Raw genomic sequence first — 18,548 nt, 5'->3', positions numbered from 1 at the left:
TACTTAAATATACTTCGTTAGAGGCAGTATACATCGAGTTAAATATAGTATTTTCTTTAAAAATATTGCCATATTATTCACAATGCAAGCCCAACACCTTTGGTTCTTCTGCAAAGCAAATAGTCACCCGCCTATTTTGTTTTCCTTTTGATTTAATATTAGAAACAACAAGCGCTGGAATTTCTCCTGTATTCGCTACATGAGTTCCTCCACAGGGTTGATAATCAATAGAATCAATTCGAATCATACGAATATTACCAACACCTGCGGGTGGTTTTACTGACATAGTTTTAACTAATTCTAGTTGTTTTTGCAGTAATTCTTCTGGTAATTGTTCCACTGACACAACATAATTAGCACAACAGAAATCATTTAACTGTTTTGTTATTTCTTCTTTGGTCAATGTTAACTCAGGACAGGCTAAGTCTATTCGAGCTGATGTCTCATTAATTTGACACCCTGTCACAGGAAAAGGTAGTACCGCTGATAACACGTGAAGCGCCGTGTGCAGTTGCATAAACTGATAGCGACGCTGCCAATCAAGTATTAGGTTAACCTGCAGTCCTACAGGAAGTACGCATGATTTATCTTGCAAATAGTGTACTACCTGACCGATTTCTCCCCCTTTTAAGGTATTCACAATTATTAACTGACTACCATCGCCAACAATTACCTTGCCTGTATCACCCAGCTGCCCTCCACCTTGAGGATAAAAGACAGTCTCCTGACAACGCAACCATCCTTCACCACTTTCCACTACCCTCGTAGCACATGTCTGAGCATAACTTTTTGTCAAAAACTGCATTTCCATAACGACCTTTCCCTGACAAAATTGTATCGATACAATTTAAAAATAAACTTATAATAATCGCTACAAAATAAAAACATTGTTAGTATTAATCAGCATACAATCAACTTCAACAAAAATATTGATACCATGACAATTCTTTGGATAAACCCCGAACATGTTAATGGGCAAACAGGCCCCAGCTATCAACGCATTGCAAAAGCGTATATTGAACAAATAAGAACATGCACGCTCACTCATCATAACCAGCTCCCTCCCCAAAGGCAGCTAGCCGACCGCTTGAGTGTTACTGTGGGCACCGTGTCACGAGCGTATAAACAACTGGAAGATCAAGGCTATGTATATGGACATGTCGGCCGAGGAACATTTGTTCGCCAACAACAACCTGATTCAGGCTTCCAAATTCAACAGCACATTGCAGAAAATCGTTCAGATCTGAGCCTGGGTATAGCCCCACTTACTGAGCAGCACTTTTTGCTCAGCCAAACACTAAAGCAAATGAGTCAACAACCTAAGTTTTTAGCATCGCTTATGGGGTATTACTCTGAGCAAGGCATGCCTCATCAACGAGAAATAATCGCAAGCTGGCTGAAGCAATTTAATTTAATGACTAGCGCTGAGCAGCTATTATTGACAAATGGCGGGCAACATGGGGTAAATATTGTCATTGCCAGTATTTGCAAACCAGGAGATACTGTACTGTGTGAGCAGCTTAGCTATCCAGGATTTATCGCCTCAGCACGTCAACACCGACTTCAGCTGCTTGGCGTTCAATTAGATGAAAAAGGTATTATTCCTGATCATTTTGAAGCACTTTGTCAAAAGTATCAGCCTCGCGCCATATACCTCAATCCAACGTTACATAATCCAACCACAAATACGACACCCGCTGAACGTAGGCAACAGATTGTTGATATCGCAAATAAATACAATATATGGATTATTGAAGATGATGTGCAGGGTCTTTTACAGCAGCCCCGTCCGCCCGCACTTTATAATTATGCGCCTGAACGTGTTTTTTATATTGGTAGTTTTTCAAAGCTGTTGGCGGGTGGTCTACGCAGTGGCTGGATTATTTCTCCACAAAGTACACTACCTTTGCTTGCCAGAAGCTTACGGGCCAACTGTTGGCTAACCCCCCCCATAACTCATGAAATAGCATGTCGCTGGTTGCAAGATGGCAGCGCCAATCAACTGATTAATTTACAGCTCTCCACATTAGCACAGCGTCATAAAATGGCAGCAAATATCTTGAGTTCTTTCAACCCTATCACCCACCCACAAAGCTACCATATTTGGTTACCCCTTCCTCCCATCTGGCAAGCTCAGGAACTGCATAATGCATTGGCACAAGAACACATTGATATAACGCCCAGCGCTTCATTTGCCGTAGGTAATGCCCCTATTCCTCAGGCTGTTCGAATTTCTATTAGCCATATAAAAGAAGGTAACCAGCTTATTCAGGCATTACAAAAAATCGCAGAACTACTAAACAGTATTCCTCCTGAACCAGAAGATTGGTAGTCCTGCTGCAAAGATAACATCACCGATCATATACCAACTGCTACACTTAACAGAAAATTAACGTGTAACACTTAAATAGCAGCACAGCACCAATAACAGCAGGAACAATAATTAATTATCAATAACTAGGTCAAAAAAGGTATAGTTATCTTGAACCATAGACCGTACAACGTACTGGTAGTAGCAAGTAATAATAAAGCACTCCATAACTTACTTAAAAACAGTAAGAAGCTTCAGGAAGAAGTTATACTGATTGCAGCCAGCTCCCTAAACGATGCTGTACAAACCATCGAATCATCTGAAATTGACGCAGTTATTGTCGATATTAATATTGGCTCTACATCACTTATTGAGTTTAATTATCAACATCCACAACTTCCCATACTTCTTGCGGGAGACCTGAGTACAGAGCTATCAGTTGACGAGTTGATTCATGAAGGGATGTATGACTTTCTGGATGTGGCAAACCTGCCTTTAACAAGTGTTGTAACCTCCATAAAATTATGCGTATCACGCTATGCTGCCCAAGGTATAGCCCATACTTGGCATCACCCTATTTTGCATAAACTAAAAAGCATGGAGCATATTTTTTCAATCACCTCACAAAAAGAAGACTCAACTTCAACCCAAATCCATAAAATGTTAGAAGCAAGTTGTGAACTCTTTGGTGAACAGTTTTGCTTTATATACCGTTTAATAAACGATCAATTTGCTGTAGATTTTCAACACGCTACAACAGAGCAAAAACCACTGATTAGCCTACCTATTCAAGAAAAACTTAATTATCTCGCAATTAACAGCCCTAATCCTATTCATTTTACCTACCAACAATTAAACGAGCATTTTAGTGAAGCGCAACTAGAACAAGTTACCAAATCATACATGGGTTGTCGAATTATCGTTCAAGAAAAAGTTTATGGGGTACTTTGTTTATTTAGTAATACGCCTCGAGTCATCCCTTATACAGGAATAGATATTAGCTTTCTGAAAATTCTTGCGGAATGGACGGGTACATTACTTAGCCGTCAACTTATTATTGACCAACTACAATATTCTGAAACTCATGATGCATTAACCGGACTACTCAAGCGTTATAGTTTCTTGGACCAATTAAAGCGTTGCTTTGCTAGAAGTCTATTATCAAATAATTATAGCTTTGCACTCATTATAATAGATATCAATAATTTCAAAGATATAAACGAACAATTTGGCCATACAGCTGGTGATGCCCTATTAAAACAGGTCACAACACGCTTACAGGCTAACACTCGCCCCAAAGATACTGTTGGCCGATTCGCAAGTGACGAGTTTATTGTTATAGTGGAAGATGCCGATCATCAACAGGCAGAACAGTGCTGTATGAGAATTCATAGCGCATTTACAGAACCCTTCGAAATTGAAAATACTAAAAGAAACGTTACATGTGCTATAGGCTTTGCAATAAGCCATGAACACCAAACAGAACATAACTTACTAAACGCAGCCGAAAGCATGCAGGTCAAAACTCAGTAACATAACCTCCAAGCCTTTATTTTCAACGATTTAATTAATACCCCAATAGTTAAGAATATATATCCATAACGAAGGGTTTTTAGGGGCGGCCGTCAAGCAAAGAAGCCCCAGGAGTTTATAATAATAAGTGACTGGGGTGAAGAGTGTCGACAACAAACCCTAAAAATGATTCGTGAAGGGTATATGCTTTTTACAGCTTATTTAAAGGTATTAGATCACATGGTAAAGTTATATGCGATTGCCCTGTAGCTTAATTACATAGCTTCTAAATTATGTGCTATTGCATAACGCGTTAATTCTGCCGTACTATTGATACCAAGTTTCCGTTTAATTTTCTGACGATGGGTTTCTACTGTACGTACACTGATGTGCAATTTCTTTGCAATATGTTTACTACCCTCTCCTTTTGCAAGCAAGGCAAGCACCATTTGTTCTCTTGGGGTTAGTGGTATATTTGGCGTCGTTGCTCCTTGCTCACTATCTAATAATGTCTGAGAAACAGTTCGACTCAAGTAGGTTCCGCCATGAAATACAACTTCAATAGCATTAATCAACTCATCTACAGAAACATCTTTAAGCACATAACCTGATGCCCCTGAACGCAAAGCACTCAGCAAATACTCTCGACTGTCATGCATCGTCAAAATCAATACAACTAAATCCGGATACCAGGATTTAATACGCTGTAAAACCTGTATGCCATTCATACCTGGCATACTTATATCCATCAACACAACATCAATTGGCGTATTTTCTATTTTTCGTAGTGCACTTTCACCATCACTTGCAACTGCAACCACATCTAAATTAGCTTGTTGCGATAAACGTGCTCTTATACCCTCTTGAACAAGGACATGATCATCTACTAATAATATTCTGATATGCTGACTCATAGTGACTATGAAGTTTCTTGTATAGCAAACAGAGGTAACTTGATTATTATTTTTGTACCTTTTTGAATTTTGGTATCAATGAACATTTCTCCTCCATGATAGCCTATGCGCTCACGCATATTTCTTAGCCCTACCCCTGTACAAACATCCGTTATCGCCGTGCCATTACCATGATGATTTAACGACATGCCCTGTCCATTGTCTTCAATATACATCATCAAGGCAAGCTTATTTACCTGAAACCAAAGCTTTACTTGCGTAGCGTTTGCGTGACGCTCAACGTTAGTTAATGCTTCTTGGGCAATTCTATACAGTGTTGTTTCTACATCACTTACCAACCTCAGGTTATCGACAGTGACATAATGTACCTCAATATGTGTGCGATGAGAAAAATCTCGACATAACGCTTCTAATGCAGGAAATAACCCCAGATGGTCTAATAAGCTAGGTCTTAAATCTCTTGATATACGTCTTATTTCTTGAATAGCCTCGTCCAAGCGCAGAATACCACACTGCAATTCTCGTTCTGCTGAGCTTTTTTTATTGACATGCTCTTTTGCCGCTTCTAACGAATATTTAATGCACACTAATAACTGGTTAATCCCATCATGAAGCTCCCTGGCTACTCTCGCACGCTCAGCTTCCTGTGAGTCAACAATTCGCTGAGTAAGCTCTTTTAACTTTTTATCTGCCAATTTTTTTTCACTGATATTGATAGACAAAATCAACATGATAATCATTGAGATACTAATAATTGTAACGACCAAAACTCGGACAAAGGTATTATTAAAGCTATTAGTCACTTGATTATTAAAGCTTTTTATTTCTTCATCTATATCATCAATATAAATACCCGAGCCTATCATCCACCCCCACTCTGGTAACGAAACAACATAGCCAATTTTAGGCATCTCTTTATTCACTGATGGCTTATTCCAACAGTACTGAAAGAATCCTCCTCCTTCTTTTGCAATTGTGACTAGCTCTTTAATGACTTGCTTGCCATTTTTATCTTTTACATGCCATACGTTTTTCCCCTGAATTTCAGGCAACATAGGGTGAACAATATTTGTACCGTCCATTGTATAAACAAAAAAGTATCCATCCGTATCAAAGCGCATACTATTCAGGAGATTCTTCACTTGCTGTTTTGCTGCAGCTTCCTCTTTATTAACATCGATAATATGACTAATGGAGTACATGGCAATATTTACATAACTTTGAAGTTCATACTTTTTTTCAGCCATGATGTTGTCTTTTACTATACGACGCTGTTCCTTTGCTAAATCAACAGATCCGAGAAAAAACATTAATGAGATCACCGTGATAACAACCACTAGTGGAATAATAGCTAAAAGGATTATTTTTAATTTTAACGAGCAAATCCCATAATCAGACATAGAGTTGTTCTCACTATTCCTTGTTTTAAAAAAATCTCCTATATCCTTTGCTGTGGGTATATTCAGTAAAGGTTACATAATGTTCAATGCAATTTTAATTACATCAAATTATTAGCAAAGTTATAACACGAGGAATATAATCTGCAACTGTGGTTCATTATTTTTATTGTCTAACAAACCAACAGATAAGTAGTTTTACTTAAGAAAAACTACTGAGCTAATTTGCGTAGTTTTGCGGATAGGTAAAATCAAAAAAAAAACATAGAATAGGAACTGTCCCATGCGGCTAATTGGCATGCTTGTTTGATCCTCTTGTCAGTGCAGATCTTTCAGTGAGTCAGGTAATAGGTAGTTTGAGTCAAGATCAGTACTGACCTTCTTTTCACTCCCTCTTATGCAAAAATCTCCCTGTTTGTCAAAAGACCTACAGAGAAAACACCTTGCTCATTTTTCCATCAGCATCCATTCTGAAAACCTCAAATTTAAACTGGTTTAGATCGCCCTCATCATTGAAAGATAATGAACCTATAAGCGTATCAAACGACTTCTGCCGTAAAGTATTGGCTATATCAGCTGGAACAAGAGACTTAGACTCTGATATTGCCTTTGCAAGCACCTGTACTGCAGCATAACTTGTGTAAATAAAAGGGCTACCCTCATCCAATCTTTCTTTGTGCAATCGCTCAACAATCTTTTTAGCTGCAGGCCACGTTGAAAAAGCAGGAGGTAGTGTTACCAACAAACCATCAGCAGCTTGAGAAGATAATGGCATTATATCCTGGCTAGCAATTGCCTCTGGTCCCATAGCTTGTATCGAAAGTCCCTGACGTTTACTTTGCCTAAGTATATGCGCTAGCTCTGGATAGTAGCCACCATAATAGATAAAATCGATTCCTTGCTTCTTCAGGATCTCCACTTCCTGATCAAAGCTCATTCGACCAACTTCTATCTCCAGCATCAACTTAATAGGAAACTTATTCTGCATAAGCGTTGCTTTAACTGCCTCTGCCACTCCCTTTCCATACTGTTGTCTATCATGAATTATGGCTAAGTTCTTAGGCTTATGATGCATAATATATTCTGCAGCCAATGGGCCTTGCTTTGAATCAAGCCCAATGGTACGAAACACAAACCGGTATCCTTGCTGAGTAATCGTAGGACTGGTTGAGGCAGGAGTTATCATCAATATGTTATTTTTTTCATAAATGGGAGCAGCAACTTGTGTAGCACTTGAACACAAATGGCCTATTACATATTGAATCTTTTGTTGAACAATTTTTTTCGCAACGTCAATGGCTTGTTGCGGGTCACAGGCATCATCAAATGAAATTAAGTTTAGGTGGACAGAATACGCTGAAGATTGATTAATATCATCCGCCGAATATCGAGCCCCAGTAAACTGCATATCACCATATTCTGTAACAGGGCCACTCCTAGGGCCAACCACTGCAACATTGACTTGGCTTCCAGCCCAGAGACTTTGTGAAACCCATAGCAGGATCACAAGCAATATTCGCATAAATATACCTACTTAGCGCTTTTAGTGATCAATTGCATTCAATTGGTATAAATCCTTCCTAAGTTATTTCTCAGAAATGATTTAAAATACCATTTATCCGGATCAATCTTAACATCCTGCAAAACAGACATCTTGAGTCAAATAAGAAAGTGCTACAAATATAATAGCTAATGAGGTATACTCTTCGCGAATCAATTTTATGGTTTGTTGTCTGTGCTCTTAACAGCCGCCGCTAAAAACCCTTCGTTATAGGTATATAACAAAAAATATCAATAAAATTCCATTATTTTTTTAATGAGTATTATCTAAAATAACTATTCTGAATTTCGTGAATACGCCCTGATTTATTTAGCTCTTCTGCAGCTTTTTGCATTTTGCTCACAACATCTGCTGGGACTTCCTTGTTAAGTCCAATAAACAAATCGATTTCACCAAATACAAAGACCTGCTTAACCGAAAGATCTAGCTTCTTTGCTAACATCTGCCCTGATAATTCACTCACTGCCCATAAATCTATCTTGCCTTCACCTAACTTCTTAGCAAGCCGATCATCTTTAAGCGATGTTTCTAAATTAAAACCATGGTCAGTCAAAAATTTTTCTTTAGCATCCCCTTTATAAGCACCAACAATATATTTCTTAGCATCATCAAGCTTGTTAACGGTAATACTACTATCTGCTTTAGCAAGGAAAACCCACTTATTCTTTGCTACTGGTCCTACCCACTGAAATAAACTCGCTCTTTCCGGCGTCCGAGCCATAGAAAAAATACCATATTCAGAGCGCTCTAATGTTTGTTCATAAATACGGCTCCAAGGAAAACGCAAGGTAATTTCACAAGATACACTTGCTTTCTTACACACTTCACGAACAACATTGGTTGCAATGCCTACTACTTGATCGCCTCGAGCAAAATTCCCCCCCCCTGCACTCATATTAAATGGAGGACTGTTTTCAGTAAGTAGTTTTAACTCAAAAGCGGGCAAGTTAAATGAAATACAGCCTAATAGCAAAAATATGTTGGCTATCAGCCAATTATTGCGGCTCATTAAAAATTACCTTTTAGAACAGGTAGTATTATCCATCCCACATAAAGCATTATACTTAAAACACTTCCTTAGCACTCATTAAACATTATTCATTGTTAATATAAATAAGTATGACGACAAGAGTAATCAATAGTCAATTTTAGATTAACTTCACAAAAAATTCTGGATATTTCTTTCAAAAATATCAAATAATAAACTATCGTTCATAAATTAAATATTTTACCTCATCTTTACCATTAAAACTTATAGATAACTATTGATCGTTTCTTCAATAAAGCCTTCTTTACGCATCTCATCCAACGCACTTTGTAGTTTATTAACAACCTCATCAGGTACTTCTGGATTAAGTGCTAAATACAGGTCTGACGTATTAAAGGTAAATACTTTCTTAAGGTTTCTAACCCCTTCTTGTTGAGCAAGATAACGTCCTGATGGATCACCTGTCGCCCAAAGATCAATTTTGCCCTGATTAAGTTTTTTCGCATTTTTGTTATCTTTTAACGATAAAATCAGTTCAAAACCTCGTTTTTGCAAGAAGTTTGCTGTGGCATCCCCTTCATAACCACCAACACGATATTTTTTAGCATCTTCCAAACGAGAAATAACGATTGAACTTGATTCTTTAGCAAGAAAAACAGAATCAAATTGAGCAATAGGCCCTACCCACTTAAACATTTTCTCACGATCCGAATTACGGACTGTGGAAAAGAGCCCATAGTTACTTTTCTCACGAGTTAAGTTAAAAATTCGATCCCAGGGAAAACGAAGTGTTAACGTATATCGAAGACCTGCCCGTTTAAACATCTCTCTGACAACATCTGCTGAAATACCATCAATATTATTATCTCGAGCGAAGTTTTTGTCATTGACGCTCATGTTATACGGGGGAAAATTCTCTGTGAGTAAAATAACTTTATAGTTAGGATCAATATCAGCTGTAGAAATATTAGCAAACCCAGCTGCCAGGCAGAGTACACACCATTTCAACCATTTATAGAACATGCCACTAACCTCGTTACTCGCTTACTTTATTGTTAGTTTAGGACGTGTGGCGTTCCTTGCTTAATAATCTCCTGTCAATTAAATGAAGTTCCGCTACATAGTATACGCATATAATTTACACAAGCGTTTTAACTTATACATTTTGAAAATATATTTAATAAGGAACAAAGTTTAAAAAACCTTGCTATTAAAATCTACTTTGTTATCTATCAACGCAGGTTATTAATTCATAACTGTCTAAATTATAAACGTTAACTAGAATGCTTCTAACTTATAATCCTATTCAAATATCTGTCAAGTGCTTTTCTCATAAGTTTTAAAGTAAGTCTACTCATCGCAAAAGGTTACATATAACCATAACGAAGGTTTTTTAGTGAGGCTAGTCTGACCAGTTAAGACGAGCGATAGCAACAACGGTTGTTTTAAAAGCCCAAGCTGGGCGGTTATGTTCATACAAGAATGCCAACAACGCCACCCTTTTGCCCTAGGTGTATAAAAATGATTGGTGAAGGGTATGCCGCTAAGTGAACAGGCATTAGTAACTAACCAAAAACCTCAGCGCTAAGGAACACATTGTGCGTAATGCCTAAACTTAATGTAGAATACGAGTTCAATATATCACTTCATTTAAGTTCAGCCATCGGCTATTGGTATATTTTTAACCATCCATTAATAGGAAACATTATGACGTATGCCCAGCGTTCTTCGGAGCTATATGGCATTTCACTTGCTGCGCTCGGCTTTTTATTATTCAGTTTGATGGATGCCAGTTCAAAATGGTTAACATCCAGCTACCACTTTGCACAAATCAGTTTTTTGACGTTCTTATTTAGCTTGTTGCCAATAGGGTTTATTCTACTACGTCAACGTAAAGGCAGTCGTAGTATCTTCAAAACACAACGACCTACACTTCAGTTAACACGAGGACTGGTCCTGTTAGGACTGAGACTTTGCGCTTTACTCGCCTTTAGTATGATGCCGTTAGCAGATAGTTTTGCACTCATTCTGACAGGCCCAATCATCTTGGCACTCTTAGCTCCCTTATTGTTAGGTGATAAGCTGAATAAACGACAAATTATGGCCATCATGATTGGCTTTTGTGGCGTATTAGTTGTACTTCGACCTGGGATGGGTAATTTTAATATCGGTATGTTAGGGGCTCTTGGTACCGCATTATGCTTTGCCCTTAATACTATTATGCTACGTATTATGAGCAAATCTGAGCAACAAAGCACCACACTCTTCTACGGTTGTCAGGTACCTCTCATTATTTCCGGCATACTCATGCTTTATTACGGATACACACCACCTACAGCTCAGGATTGGCTCATTTTTGCACTGTGCGGTTTTTTGAATGGTCTCGCGCAAATGCCAATTTTTGCTGCGTTAAAATATATTCCAGCCCCCATGGTCGGAGCCTTTCAATACTCTGTCGTTGTCTGGGGAGTTATTCTTGGCTACTTCATTTGGGGAGATATTCCTGATGCCTTCATAATAATTGGTGCAGCCCTTATTGTGTGTGGCGGATTAGTTATGGCTATCAATCCAAAACAGTTTCGTCGCCAACCCTTTACGGATAACTCAACTCAACCTTAATAATTCTTCGAGTGCAACTAAATCGTTGCACTCAACATCAGCGTATTTGCTATAAGCAAACTGTTGACGATAGTCCACATGAACAGTGGTTACTCCTGCAGCACGTCCCGCTTTTAAATCATGCCAATAATCACCCACAACAACTGTCTGCGCAGGAGCACAGGAAAAGTGAGCCATCAACTGTAGAACACCCGCTGGCGCTGGTTTTGGGGCTGCTTCTTTACGACCAATCACAGCTTCTGGCGAAAAGAATTCATCAAGCCCAATCATCGCTAGAGCTCTCAATGCATTTGCACGTGTATTTCTCGTCAAAACTGCGAGAGAAGCAAATTTACTCAAATAATACAAGCACTCTTTTACACCCGCTGCGGCTTCACTTTTTTCCACAAGAGACGTTTCTATTGACTCCAGCGACAGATGTAAACGATGGGCTTTTTCTGGCGCTTGCTGTTCAATAAACGTTAAAATATCTTCTTCTCGTGGAATAGATAAAGACTCACGAATTCCAATAAAATCATGAACAGGTTTAGTTAAGGTACCATCTAAATCAAAAATCCATAGAGATTTATTTTTTAATGAAAATGGCTTCATTTTAGGCTACTTATTTTTCATGCTGCCTGATTAATCCTTCCTGCATTGTTGAGGCAACCAATTGTCCCTGCCGGTTAAAAAACTGCCCTCGCACTAGTCCTCTTGCGCCTGAAGCAGATGGACTATCTACAGCATAAAGTAACCAGTCATCCATGCGAAAGTCTTGGTGAAACCACATAGCATGGTCTATCGTTGCAATTTGCATATTTTTTTGCCACAGAGAAACTTTATGCGGCAATAATGCCGTTATTAAGAAATAAAAATCTGATGCATACGCTAATAAATATTTATGCACGCGAAGATCATCAGGCATAGTACCCGTTGCCTTGAACCATACATAGTTAACAGGGTCCCGTCTTTCTGGCGCAAGCGGGTTCACTGGGTTTACAGGTCTTATTTCAATTGGCTTATCGCAGGTTAATTTTTCTCTTAACGGTTCTGGAATTAAATGCTTAAATTTTCGAGCCATTTCAAGCTCTGACATTAATCCTTCAGGACCAGGAACCTCTGGCATGCTATCCTGATGCTCAAAGCCATTCTCTTTACGCTGAAATGAGGCTGACATGTACAAAATAGGCTTACCATTTTGAATAGCCGCAACACGACGCGTTGTAAAACTTTTTCCATCGCGTATGCTATGCACATCATAAACAATTGGCTTAGAAACATCACCTGGACGTAAAAAGTAACTATGAAATGAGTGTACACTACGACTTTCATCTACTGTTTGCTTTGCCGCTGATAGTGCCTGCCCCATTACTTGACCACCAAAAACCTGTGGAAATCCCAAATCCTGGCTTTGACCTCTAAACAGGTTTTCCTCAATTTTTTCCAATTGCAGTAATGCTAACAGATTATTTAATACATCAGCCATAGATTACCTCAAATACAAAACTCATAAAAAAATGCTTTATTACTACCTGAGTTTAGTCAGTATCTAAAACATAAACTTTTTAAAACTATTTCTTGCAACCAAAAACAACTATGTTACATCCTAAAAAATGCTAACGTTTCCGTTTAATCATGTTTTTTTACTGAACTATTCAGCAATGCTTTCACCTGATTATACCACTGCTGTTGCTCAATAATTATCCCTTCATGATCCAGTGGAGGATAAGGCAGTTGGTGTTTATCACAAAGTTCAGCCACTAAAGGGTGACACCACCTAAACAGTAACTGCTGATAAACAAATTGTTCAAGCCTAACATGATTATAAAGCCCTTTATTCTCACGTTGTCGTTGTGCTTCACTTAAAATAATAGCGGCTGCAACAGACACATTATATGATGCCACCATACCTTGCATAGGAATAATAATATGCTCATCTGCAACCTCAGCAGCCGTTGCACTGACGCCCTGCTTCTCAGCCCCAAGTAAAATTGCACAAGGTTGTGTGTAATCAACCACTCGAAAGTTCACTGCTCGTGTCGAGAAGTGTGCAGCAAATATCTTAAAGCCTGTAGACTTCAAGTAATCAATGCCCTCTTGCACAGTATCATACGAGCGTCGAGTAACCCATTGGTGGCTACCCATTGTTGTACCAGGAAGGCTTCTATAACCTACTCGAGGGAGAGTGTAGTGAAACTCACCAATCCCCACAGCATCACATGTTCTTACAATAGCTGCTAAATTATGAGGTTTATGCACTCTGTCAGTGACCACAGTCAAATCTGGCTGACGACGATCCAAGGTTGTCTTATATCGCTTATAACGCTCAGGAGTCACTCAGTGTTCCTTCTAATTTACTACTACTGAAATTATCGCTATATACCACTAATCACACACTCTATTCACCTTTTGATTCAGTATATCTGCTATTAATGCACTTTTGGAGCGCCAAGTAGAACGACAGACTTAGCATCCACTACCGTAATGGATATACGAACACCTGCTTCTACTCATGTTATTTTAGTTTTAATTATTGCTCTTTCATTAATTTCGATCCCCATTTTTACTCAAGAAAATTTTATATTTAATACGGCAAGGGAATATCGCAGGGCAATCTCATATAGCTTTACCTTTATAAAAGTCATTTTCTAAAGCACCTTTGCCTAAAGTCTGTATAACGCCCTTCAAACACGTCGAGAATCCTGCCCTGGAGGCTTGGTTTCCGCATCCTTTCGGTAAACAGTTCGACCCAGACTTTGTTTGCCAATGACCTACATCGAAAAACCACAGATTGTTCATTTAATAATGATTGAGGTATAGCAAAAAGTAGATTTGCAGTACTTGAATTAGTTTGTGAAACAGGTGCTGGGAGCGACGCGTTATATAATGAAAAAAGGATATAGGGGAATATCCATAATATATTCATTTACAAAACAATTTGGTTATTTTTTCACCGATAAGGGGCTGACTGCAAACACTCCCCCCCCCCTTGAGTCCTAGAATTTGCAGAGGGTAGAGCAACATTTCCTAGTCTGTGTTATGTGGCTTACTGTTACATTCACCTGGGTAATATCCATAGACTTTTTCATCTGCACAGGCTTCACAACTATTTGACTTTTTCACCCACTCAACGGCTTCATCACAAGGTGTTGTTACACAACGAACCCCCGTATCACGCTCAGCACACACAGGTTGATAATTACGAGTACAAAACTCTGGTCTCGTCTCAGGGCAAGTAACATAATTTGCAGGTTGTTTAGCTACACAACCAACACATATACCCAATAATATACAGATAAAACTAAGATACTTTATCATCAACCTTATACCTTATCATCTTAAGCCTTATACCACTGCTGATTACACGCAAAGAAAAGGATATACTACTCTAATTTCCCATTCTCAATAATATTTAGGAATGACCCTGTTGCTCTTTCTTAATCTTTAACATCAAGCGCTCAAATAAATGCGGACAGAAATATGAAAGCATACGTGCTCGTCGACCTACATTTGACAGCACTAATAACCGTTTACGTTTTGTCGCTGCCTGATAGATCTCATCAGCCACATCAACGGGTGATGCTAACTGTCCAACCAACGAAAAAGGGGACTTAGTAATTGAACCATCGCCTTCAAGTGCATTTTTATGGATATCAGTGGCCGTAAAACCTGGACACACCATCATAATATTCACACCATCCTCATCAACTTCCAGTCTTAGACTTTCAAATAAACCATGTAATGCATGCTTGCTCGCACTATACCCAGAGCGATACCACATAGGTGTAAAGCCAGACATACTACTTAACGTGATGACTAACCCTTTACTATCTAATAATGCCGGTAAGGCTATTTTAGTGCAATATAATGCACCAAAAAAGTTGACATCCAACACACGTCGAAATACGGCAATATCTGTATCTATAAAAGCACTCCGATGTGTAATCCCTGCATTATTTATCAATACATCAATTCTTTTAAAATGATCAAGAATCAAATTAAAAGCATATTCAACATCACCTTCTCGACTTACATCACACGCAAGCCCCAATGCACGAGTATTAAGAGCTTCCAAATGATTAGCTAATGCATCAAGTTGAGATTGGTCAAGATCAATTGCAGCAATCCAAGCGCCTGCACGAGCAAAACGCAAGCACAGCTGTCGCCCAATCCCTGCACAAGCGCCTGTAATGACTACAACTTTATTACGAAAAAAATATTTCATTATAAAAGCATATTATTTTAATTATTCTTAAAAAACTCATACTAAAGAATAGCAAATTTTTTATTACGTAGCGGTTACCTTTTTCTCAGGAAGAAGTTCAAATCCAAATGCTATTTCAGTCACAAATGGATAATCACAAGCCATGTACTTGAATAATCACCAAAAGTCTTCATATTATATTACCTGGTTATCCACCAGAAAGTGCATACTCTGAAAGGGTATATTTCTTTTTACTTGCCCATAGGAATGTATTAGTGCCTGACGTTACACTCGTCATTTATACAGCAGTCTGTATTATTATACTGAGCTTTGTAGTATTCAAAGTATTTATAATGCCACAACTCCGGCGTAAACGTGTTCTCAGAACAGCATTTCCACAAGATTGGCATGATATCTTAAATAAAAATTTTGCTATTTATCACTTATTGCCTCAATCATTAAAACTCAGACTACAAAAATTAATCCAACTTTTTTTGTTAGAAAAAAAATTTTATGGCTGCCAAGGGCTTTCTTTAACAGAAGAAATTCGAGTAATCATTGCAGCACAGGCTTGCCTACTCATATTGAACCAACCCAAAGCATGGTACAACAAGTTACAATCAATCCTTGTTTATCCTGGTGCTTTCACCGTCCCTGATGCCCAACATTCTGAGCAAGGCATTGTTTCCTCAGCGCCTTCTCACCGTCTAGGTGAATCCTGGCATAATGGACGAATTGTTCTGTCATGGGATGATGTCATTACCGACAGTCGTCACCCACAACGAGGCCAAAACGTGACCTTTCATGAGTTTGCCCATCAGTTAGACGCTGAAGATGGGTATACTGATGGCATTCCTATTTTAGGTCCCAAACACAGCTTTCAACACTGGAGCCATTTGATGGCTGAAGAATTGGCACGCTTAAGGCACGAAGTGATAGTAGGTATCCCTCATGTAATTAACCGATATGGTGCTACAAATGCTGCAGAATTTTTCGCTGTGGCAACAGAAACTTTTTTTACTCATCCCCACCAACTGGCAATGCATAACCCAGCATTATTCCAAATTCTACATAGTTACTACCATTTAGACCCTCGAACCTGGACAAATAATCAACAGAAAAATACAACAACTTAATGATTTAGGATGTATTTTTCACGTTTTATTTGAGAGGCTTTTAAACCTTTTTCTTTTGTAAAAAGCGAAAAGCAACGATCCACCATATCTGGATGACCACAAAGCATAACTAAAGCGCTAGGGTGAGTATCAAGCACAATTAATCTGTCTTGTACATACCCCAAATGCCCATGTGGCAAATTTGTTGTCTGCAATCGACTGAAGCAGACAGAAAAGCGAAAGTTTATAAACCTCTCTGCAAGCATTCGAAAAGGATAATAGAAAAATAAATCTTCAGTATTTCTTACACCAAAGAATAGCTCTATTTGACAGCCCTTTTTCAGGTATTCTTCCAGTTCAGGCAACATGGCATAAAATGGCGCTATGCCAGTACCTGTTGCAACTAAAACAAGCTGAGGTGGACACTCACTAGCCTTTGATAACAATAAACGTCCATAAGGCCCTTTTAACCAAATTTGCCAACCTGGCTGCGCATGCTGAAACTGGGTAGAAGCGATACCATTAGCCAATAAGGTTGCAACAAGACTCAATGAGGTCATTCCTTGATACGGAGGTGAAGCTATACTGTAACTTCTGGCTACTTGCTGCCTGTTAACATCCCACTCAAGCTTGATAAACTGTCCTGCTTGGAAGCAGAAAGGTTCAGATAGCTGAAAGCGCAACCATAACACCCGTGGTGTTAATAGCATTTTACTTAGCAATGTAATTTTTTGACTCGATATATCCATTAGGTCTTTTCAATGTAAACTGCGCTGTCGTTTTAACTTATTAGACTAGCTCATTTTACATTTACCTAAACCCCTTTAAGTATGATCAAAAAACAATCACACTAGGTATATTGAGCGACAGAAGCTTTTATATCAATGTGTGTTTGTAATGAAGCGCCAATTAATGGTTTATCACCAACACCAACAACACCCAATGATTTAGCTTGCTTTTGCATAGCTGTTTCAGCAACTGTACGCATTGCTTTTCTCAAAGGCTTACCTAACTCTGAATACCACTTTTTCTGTAGTCGAAAATCTACCAACTGCCTTCTGGTTGCTTCATCAATTAACATGCAGCCATGATCTAACAGCATGACCATCCTTAGTAAGTTCCAAACAAGCGGGTCATTCCAGAGCACTTTGTATTGAACTTTGTTGTTAACCGCAGTTGCACACTGGGATAAATGTCCTGACAAGTCAATTTTTATTCTGGTTATAACTTGTTCCATCTGCTGATGTTGCTCTAATATCAATTTATCCCATTGTTTAATTTTCTTTTCGGCTTGTTGATCACCTAATTGCACACGATATGTCATTCTTTTAATCATTTTAGCAACGGCTTTAATGTCCAGCACTCTGGCGCCATTCACAAAGGCTTCATGATTATCCAGATGACGCATAGCCAAGGGTGAATAGATAGACAAAACACCAAACACCTTTTTAGAGCTAACTACTTCACCTTGCTTGATCTTTACCGTATTAATTGCTGCTTTGCTGTGCAAGGTTTGGCTATCGTCAAATACATCAACTTGATTACTCATCCCATAATACTCCTGCTATCCCTATTCAAACTAGGGCGCACTCTCAACTGCATATACTTTTGCAATAATGTCAAATTTATGAAGTAGAAGCGCTAATCATAAAGCGAGAGCTACACATAAAAGCAAGGACAGCTATGTTTTATAATCTATGTGTGATAGGTATAACTCTCATCAACGAATCTGTCTTAGCTTTTGACCACAAATATTACACTAGTGCTATTTTCATAATGGGAGAGGCCTCACAGCATAGTTTACATTCTGCAATAATTTTGAAAAATCAAACCTATTTTTACACGAATGTGCAAAATATCTGTTTTCCTCTTCACATTACTCTCTTGAACTCAATTCGTAGTATACTCACAACACTGTATACTTTTTTCATTTTTGTACCACCTTACA

General features: G+C 38.5%; 17 protein-coding genes. 4 read left to right on the top strand and 13 right to left on the bottom strand.

What is annotated here, in order from left to right; genetic code table 11:
* Positions 1 to 73: 73 nt before the first annotated feature.
* A complete protein-coding gene (locus tag KCG35_RS09615; RefSeq protein ID WP_215819480.1) occupies positions 74 to 811 on the bottom strand; it encodes an alanyl-tRNA editing protein in 738 nt (245 codons plus the stop codon).
* Between the two features lie 126 nt (positions 812 to 937).
* Here KCG35_RS09615 and KCG35_RS09610 point away from each other — a divergent pair, with 126 nt between their 5' ends.
* Both KCG35_RS09610 and KCG35_RS09605 read left to right on the top strand, forming a co-directional pair.
* Entirely contained in the window at positions 938 to 2,332 is a 1,395-nt protein-coding gene (locus KCG35_RS09610; protein ID WP_215819479.1) for an aminotransferase-like domain-containing protein, read from the top strand.
* A 150-nt stretch (positions 2,333 to 2,482) separates the two neighbouring features.
* Entirely contained in the window at positions 2,483 to 3,844 is a 1,362-nt protein-coding gene (locus tag KCG35_RS09605; protein WP_215819478.1) for a diguanylate cyclase domain-containing protein, read from the top strand.
* A gap of 254 nt (positions 3,845 to 4,098) precedes the next feature.
* Here the strand turns inward: KCG35_RS09605 and KCG35_RS09600 are convergent, their stop codons facing one another.
* The 5 genes from KCG35_RS09600 to KCG35_RS09580 form a co-directional block, all read right to left on the bottom strand.
* The gene (locus KCG35_RS09600) at positions 4,099 to 4,737 is read right to left on the bottom strand and encodes a response regulator transcription factor (RefSeq protein WP_215819477.1); all 639 of its coding nucleotides are present in this window, start codon (positions 4,735 to 4,737) and stop codon (positions 4,099 to 4,101) included.
* A 5-nt stretch (positions 4,738 to 4,742) separates the two neighbouring features.
* Positions 4,743 to 6,137 carry a cache domain-containing protein gene (locus KCG35_RS09595; RefSeq protein WP_215819476.1) on the bottom strand — a complete coding sequence of 465 codons (1,395 nt, stop codon included), beginning with the start codon at positions 6,135 to 6,137 and terminating at the stop codon, positions 4,743 to 4,745.
* A 424-nt stretch (positions 6,138 to 6,561) separates the two neighbouring features.
* Complete coding sequence (locus KCG35_RS09590) at positions 6,562 to 7,656, bottom strand: ABC transporter substrate-binding protein (RefSeq protein ID WP_215819475.1); 1,095 nt, start codon at positions 7,654 to 7,656, stop codon at positions 6,562 to 6,564.
* 301 nt (positions 7,657 to 7,957) lie between these two features.
* Complete coding sequence (locus KCG35_RS09585; protein WP_215819474.1) at positions 7,958 to 8,704, bottom strand: substrate-binding periplasmic protein; 747 nt, start codon at positions 8,702 to 8,704, stop codon at positions 7,958 to 7,960.
* 243 nt (positions 8,705 to 8,947) lie between these two features.
* Complete coding sequence (locus KCG35_RS09580; RefSeq protein WP_215819473.1) at positions 8,948 to 9,706, bottom strand: substrate-binding periplasmic protein; 759 nt, start codon at positions 9,704 to 9,706, stop codon at positions 8,948 to 8,950.
* A gap of 582 nt (positions 9,707 to 10,288) precedes the next feature.
* On the opposite strand from KCG35_RS09580, the gene KCG35_RS09575 reads away from it, so the two are divergent.
* The gene (locus KCG35_RS09575; protein WP_215819472.1) at positions 10,289 to 11,302 is read left to right on the top strand and encodes a DMT family transporter; all 1,014 of its coding nucleotides are present in this window, start codon (positions 10,289 to 10,291) and stop codon (positions 11,300 to 11,302) included.
* On the opposite strand, the gene KCG35_RS09570 is transcribed toward KCG35_RS09575, so the two are convergent.
* From KCG35_RS09570 to KCG35_RS09550, 5 genes are all read right to left on the bottom strand, one after another.
* On the bottom strand, positions 11,288 to 11,893 hold the full coding sequence (locus KCG35_RS09570; RefSeq protein ID WP_215819471.1) for an HAD family hydrolase: 606 nt from the start codon (positions 11,891 to 11,893) through the stop codon (positions 11,288 to 11,290). The genes KCG35_RS09575 and KCG35_RS09570 overlap by 15 nt on opposite strands.
* 10 nt (positions 11,894 to 11,903) lie before the next feature.
* A complete protein-coding gene (gene tesB / locus KCG35_RS09565) occupies positions 11,904 to 12,767 on the bottom strand; it encodes an acyl-CoA thioesterase II (RefSeq protein ID WP_215819470.1) in 864 nt (287 codons plus the stop codon).
* 143 nt (positions 12,768 to 12,910) lie between these two features.
* Positions 12,911 to 13,618 carry a tRNA (guanosine(18)-2'-O)-methyltransferase TrmH gene (trmH, locus tag KCG35_RS09560; protein ID WP_215819469.1) on the bottom strand — a complete coding sequence of 236 codons (708 nt, stop codon included), beginning with the start codon at positions 13,616 to 13,618 and terminating at the stop codon, positions 12,911 to 12,913.
* Positions 13,619 to 14,308: 690 nt separating this feature from the next.
* Entirely contained in the window at positions 14,309 to 14,599 is a 291-nt protein-coding gene (locus KCG35_RS09555; RefSeq protein WP_215819468.1) for a hypothetical protein, read from the bottom strand.
* A gap of 94 nt (positions 14,600 to 14,693) precedes the next feature.
* A complete protein-coding gene (locus tag KCG35_RS09550; RefSeq protein WP_215819467.1) occupies positions 14,694 to 15,506 on the bottom strand; it encodes an SDR family oxidoreductase in 813 nt (270 codons plus the stop codon).
* 332 nt (positions 15,507 to 15,838) lie between these two features.
* Here KCG35_RS09550 and KCG35_RS09545 point away from each other — a divergent pair, with 332 nt between their 5' ends.
* Positions 15,839 to 16,621 (top strand): M90 family metallopeptidase, encoded by a 783-nt coding sequence (locus tag KCG35_RS09545; RefSeq protein WP_215819466.1) that lies wholly within the window; start codon positions 15,839 to 15,841, stop codon positions 16,619 to 16,621.
* Here KCG35_RS09545 and KCG35_RS09540 read toward each other — a convergent pair.
* Both KCG35_RS09540 and KCG35_RS09535 read right to left on the bottom strand, forming a co-directional pair.
* Entirely contained in the window at positions 16,618 to 17,349 is a 732-nt protein-coding gene (locus KCG35_RS09540; RefSeq protein WP_215819465.1) for an FAD-binding oxidoreductase, read from the bottom strand. The genes KCG35_RS09545 and KCG35_RS09540 overlap by 4 nt on opposite strands.
* Before the next feature lie 101 nt (positions 17,350 to 17,450).
* Positions 17,451 to 18,149, bottom strand: a complete 699-nt coding sequence (locus tag KCG35_RS09535; protein WP_215819464.1) for a hypothetical protein — start codon at positions 18,147 to 18,149, stop codon at positions 17,451 to 17,453.
* Positions 18,150 to 18,548: the final 399 nt, after the last annotated feature.

This window comes from Zooshikella harenae (genome assembly GCF_018837975.1).
Lineage (GTDB): Bacteria > Pseudomonadota > Gammaproteobacteria > Pseudomonadales > Zooshikellaceae > Zooshikella > Zooshikella harenae.
Note: the sequence above shows the minus strand (reverse complement) of the source record. Positions and strands in the feature narration are given on the sequence as shown.